Genomic DNA, 4214 nt, shown 5'->3' with positions numbered 1-4214 from the left:
AAAAATGAAAAAATAATTCTTCCAGGATTAGGAACTGTTCAATTAAAACACCGTAAGGAAAGAAAATGTAAAGTTCCTAAAAGTGAAAAAGTTTTAACTGTGCCTGCACAAGATGTTCCTGTTTTCAAAGTAAATAAAAAATTTAAAGAAATATTTAAAAAATAATTATATAAAATGTTTTGTTTTTTCTTTATAATTCTTTAACATAAAGTTATCGAAAGAAGGATAAATTGGTAGATATATGTTTTTATATAATAATGATAATTATCTCATCGGCGAAAGAGTAAAAGTTGAAAACGAAAAAGAAATAGGAGTTGTTACTCGTATTGATTTTGACAATGGACTTATTTATGTTTTATTTAAAAGAACGAGAGAAGTTATTTATAATTATCCTGAAGTTTTAGAAAATAACACTATCAAACCTTTTTTATTGAAAAAATAATCTTTTCCGTTAAATTAAATTTTTATTTTAATGTCGTTTTATCAAAGAAATAGTTGTTTTTATAAAGGCTATTTTTTTTATTTATTAAAAAAATATTATACTTCTACTGAAATAATTCTCAATAATAAATAATAATTTATTATTTAATAAAAACTTTTTAATGAGTTTTTACGGTCCTTATTATTGAGGATTATTTTTAATGAATTAATAATATAAGAAGTTTAGAGGGCATAAAAATGAGTGAATTAGTAAAATTAGTTTGTACAGATTGCGGTAGAGAGCATTATTACACTTACAAAAATAAAAAACAACATCCAGGGCGTTTAGAATTTAATAAATATTGTCCGTCTGAGCGTAAACACACTATCCAAAGAGAAAAAAAATAAAAAAGTTGGATTTAAAAAATGTCTGTATTTTATCAAAAAAATCGTCAATCATTGCTTAAAAAAATTGAGAATAATAGTCTAGTATTGTTTTTTTCTGATCAACATCAGTTTAACGAAGAACTTTCCGCTACAGCAGAATTTGAAGTTAATAAAAATTTTTATTATTTAACTGGTATAGAACAGAAAAATGTAGTTTTATTGATGGTTAAAAACGAACAAAAAGAAGAAGCTTTTTTGTTTTTAGACCCAGTAGATCTTGTGAAAAAATTATGGGATGGAGAAACTTTAAGTTTTGCCAAAGCTGCGGAAATAAGTTCTATTCCTGTTAAGAATTGTTTAGATATTAACCTTTTGGAAACGTTTGTATTTTCTTTATTAAATACTGTGAAAATTAGTAAATTTGGTTATATGGAAAATATTTATTTAGATTTATCCAAATTTAAATTAAAAGACAATCTTTCTGTATCTTTAAAAATGGCTAATTTAATCCAAAAAAATTATCCTTTTTTAAGAATAAAGGATAATTGTCATTTGGTAGCAGATTTAAGGATCACTAAACAACCAGAAGAAATCGCTTTAATTCAACAAGCTATTGCTTTAAATAAAATAGCTTTAGAGGGAATAGCGCAAAAAATGCAACCAGGATTATATGAATACGAAATATCAGCTTTTTATCATTATGTTTTAGAAAGTCATGGTGCAACCAACTCTTTTCACACTATTGTGGCTTCTGGCAATAATGCGACTATTTTGCATTATAACCAAAAAAAGAGTCCTATTGGCGCGAATGATTTAGTTTTGATAGATTGTGGGGTTCGTTATCAAAATTATACTTCTGATGTTTCTCGTTGCTTTCCTGCTAGTGGAAAATTCACCCCTCAACAAAAACAAATTTATGAAATTGTTTTAAAAGCCAATAAAAAAACTATTGAATGGATCAAACCAGGACATACTTTTGCTGAAATGAATCAATATGGTAAACAAATTTTAAGCGATGGGTTAAGTAAATTAGGTTTTTTAAAAAAAGACGAATCTATTGATAAATATTGTTATCACGGTTTAGGTCATTATTTAGGCTTAGAAGTGCATGATCTAGGTAATTCTTTTGAACCTATTAAGGAAAACAGCATTATCACTATCGAACCAGGTTTATACTTGCCAGAATTAAGTTTAGGCATCCGTATTGAAGATGATGTTTTAGTTAGTTTCAACGATAATGTTAATTTAACTCACAATATTCCTAAAGAAATAGATGACATTGAAAAATTAATGACAAAATAAATAACTATTATAAATAATAGCTATTTATTTTGTTAAAGTGCAAATGGCCCTGTAGCCAAGTGGTAAGGCGTGGCTCTGCAAAAGCTTGATCATCGGTTCAAATCCGTTCAGGGCCTCCATCATATAAAAATTAAGAATTAAACGAATAACAAATATATTAAACGATATATTTATTTCCTCCAATTATAAAGGTATAAAAAAAATAATTCATCTGTATTAGTTTTTAGTTGAATATAGGAAAATTATCAATATAACAAATATCTTTTTTATCATGTTAATTTATCATGTTAATGTCGTTTTTGGCGCATTCGCATGATTTTTAATAACTTTAAAATTTTTGCCTTTTGTTGTTAATTTTAAAGTATAAATGAGGTAACAGATTTTTATGATCAAAAAGGATAATAAATTTTTAAAATATATTAATAAAAAACAAAAAACATCTATTATTGTTCTTTTGGTGATAATTTTATTAATAGGAGCTTTTTTATACACGTTTAGAGATAAAAAAGTAAATAACTCAGAAAAGACAGATACTTTGTATGTCGCTACAGCAGCTCCTATGCAACAAGGTTTTGGGATGTATAATGTTAGTTCCAGAACTTTTTATAATAATATGATAAGAAATTTAATCCATGAACCTTTATTGATATCTAAAACTAAACCAACAGAGGATAAAAAATACGAAAAAACAACTTATGAGAGTAATATTTTAGATGAAGATAAAACAACTTATTCAGGCTCTTCATCTAAAACAAAAATATATGTGTTAAAAAAATAATATTAAATTTCATAATGGCGTTGATTTAACAGTCGATGATATTCTTTATTCTTGGAAAAAGACTGAAGAATTAGGTTTAGAACCTTCCTGTTATATAAAAAGTTTCGACAAAGTTAAAAATGAGCCCAATAAGTTCATTGTTAAATTTAAAAATGACAAAAACAATATGAATGAATTTTATTTGAGTAAAATTTTTGTCATAAATAAAACAGAGTGTGAAAAAGACTTTTATCAAGGAATAAAAATAGGCTTAGGGGTTTTTCAATTAAAACCCATCAAAAACGACCAAATAGTTCAATTAGAATTATTTGACAAACATCCTAAAAAACCACAACAACCGAAAATCGCCAAAATTCATTTTCAATATTATCCTGATTCTGCGACTCGTTTCTCAAAAATACAAAATGAGAAGATAGATATATTAATAGAACCAACAAATGAAAATATATCTGAAATCAAAAAGAAAAACATAAATCATTTAAAAACAGTAAAGAATAATTTTTTAAATTTAGAATTTATCTTATTGATTAATAAACTTTTAAATTTCGATACAGCAAAAATTCTTTATGAAATTATTCAAGCAAATAAAGAAGATGAAGGAATGGATTATCCAGAAATTGATTTCTTTTTAAATCCTGGTTTAATCGGTGGAAATATGGAAGACAAAAAACCAACCGATAGTGTCGACGAAACAGAACAAAAAAACATAAATCTACAATGAATCGTTTTAAAACAGAATTGCAAAACAAATCGCAAATACAAAAGGATAATAAAAAAATTAAAATTTTAATCACTCAAGATGAGAATAACTTGAGAAACAGCTTTTTATCTAAATTACAAGTCGTTTTGAAAGAGATAGATTTTCGATATGAAATGGAAAAGAATGATTTTAACACTATGTTGGCAATAGATCAAAAAAGAGATTTTTACATAGTTTCTTTTAATACAAATGAAAATAACGGCAAAAATGGCAATAATAATTATTTATTAGCTTTATTGGATGAAATAGATAATATTCCTATCGAACAAAAAACAGCCCACAAAACAGAAAATCATTCAGAAACAGAAACAGACCAAACAGGTTCCAATTCATATTCAGAGAAAATAAAGCAAATACAAACCATTTTAAAAGACAATTATGTTCATGTTCCTTTATTTTCTAAACAACAAAAAAATTCTATTACCAGAGATAAAATTCAAAATTTTAAAACGGATACTTTCGGTAATATTAATTGGTTAGACTGCCCTGTTCCGTTTTTTCATACAACTTTTTATTTTAAAATGACTCTTTAAGACTAAAAATTAATAGATAATTTCCTATCTTTTC

At 25.6% G+C, this 4214-nt stretch carries 7 protein-coding genes and 1 tRNA gene; all 8 read left to right on the top strand.

What is annotated here, in order from left to right:
• Positions 1-12 precede the first annotated feature (12 nt).
• The 8 genes from RI01_RS03385 to RI01_RS01840 all read left to right on the top strand — a co-directional run bounded on the left by RI01_RS03385 (position 13) and on the right by RI01_RS01840 (position 4180).
• Complete coding sequence (locus tag RI01_RS03385; protein WP_268869307.1) at positions 13-165, top strand: HU family DNA-binding protein; 153 nt, start codon at positions 13-15, stop codon at positions 163-165.
• Positions 166-241: 76 nt separating this feature from the next.
• Positions 242-442: a hypothetical protein gene (locus RI01_RS01865; protein ID WP_017192962.1), complete on the top strand. Its 201-nt coding sequence runs from the start codon at positions 242-244 to the stop codon at positions 440-442.
• A 236-nt stretch (positions 443-678) separates the two neighbouring features.
• Entirely contained in the window at positions 679-828 is a 150-nt protein-coding gene (gene rpmG / locus RI01_RS01860) for a 50S ribosomal protein L33 (protein WP_017192518.1), read from the top strand.
• An 18-nt stretch (positions 829-846) separates the two neighbouring features.
• Entirely contained in the window at positions 847-2109 is a 1263-nt protein-coding gene (locus RI01_RS01855; RefSeq protein WP_017192961.1) for an aminopeptidase P family protein, read from the top strand.
• A 45-nt stretch (positions 2110-2154) separates the two neighbouring features.
• Positions 2155-2228: transfer RNA gene (locus RI01_RS01850), tRNA-Cys, on the top strand.
• Positions 2229-2494: 266 nt separating this feature from the next.
• Positions 2495-2887: a hypothetical protein gene (locus RI01_RS03885; protein WP_017192960.1), complete on the top strand. Its 393-nt coding sequence runs from the start codon at positions 2495-2497 to the stop codon at positions 2885-2887.
• A gap of 1 nt (position 2888) precedes the next feature.
• Positions 2889-3608, top strand: a complete 720-nt coding sequence (locus RI01_RS03880) for an ABC transporter substrate-binding protein (protein ID WP_320409114.1) — start codon at positions 2889-2891, stop codon at positions 3606-3608.
• Positions 3605-4180 (top strand): hypothetical protein, encoded by a 576-nt coding sequence (locus RI01_RS01840; protein WP_017192958.1) that lies wholly within the window; start codon positions 3605-3607, stop codon positions 4178-4180. The genes RI01_RS03880 and RI01_RS01840 overlap by 4 nt, the downstream gene beginning before the upstream one ends.
• The last annotated feature ends 34 nt before the right edge of the window (positions 4181-4214 follow it).

Source organism: Italian clover phyllody phytoplasma str. MA1, from assembly GCF_000300695.1.
Lineage (GTDB): Bacteria > Bacillota_I > Bacilli_A > Acholeplasmatales > Acholeplasmataceae > Phytoplasma.
This window is presented reverse-complemented; position numbering and strand designations above follow the sequence as displayed.

What these genes read in the sequence shown, in the direction of transcription:
- RI01_RS01865 (WP_017192962.1), top strand. Translation starts at nt 242, where the DNA reads ATGTTTTTATATAATAATGATAATTATCTCATCGGCGAAAGAGTAAAA.
- rpmG (WP_017192518.1), top strand. Translation starts at nt 679, where the DNA reads ATGAGTGAATTAGTAAAATTAGTTTGTACAGATTGCGGTAGAGAGCAT.
- RI01_RS01855 (WP_017192961.1), top strand. Translation starts at nt 847, where the DNA reads ATGTCTGTATTTTATCAAAAAAATCGTCAATCATTGCTTAAAAAAATT.
- RI01_RS03885 (WP_017192960.1), top strand. Translation starts at nt 2,495, where the DNA reads ATGATCAAAAAGGATAATAAATTTTTAAAATATATTAATAAAAAACAA.
- RI01_RS01840 (WP_017192958.1), top strand. Translation starts at nt 3,605, where the DNA reads ATGAATCGTTTTAAAACAGAATTGCAAAACAAATCGCAAATACAAAAG.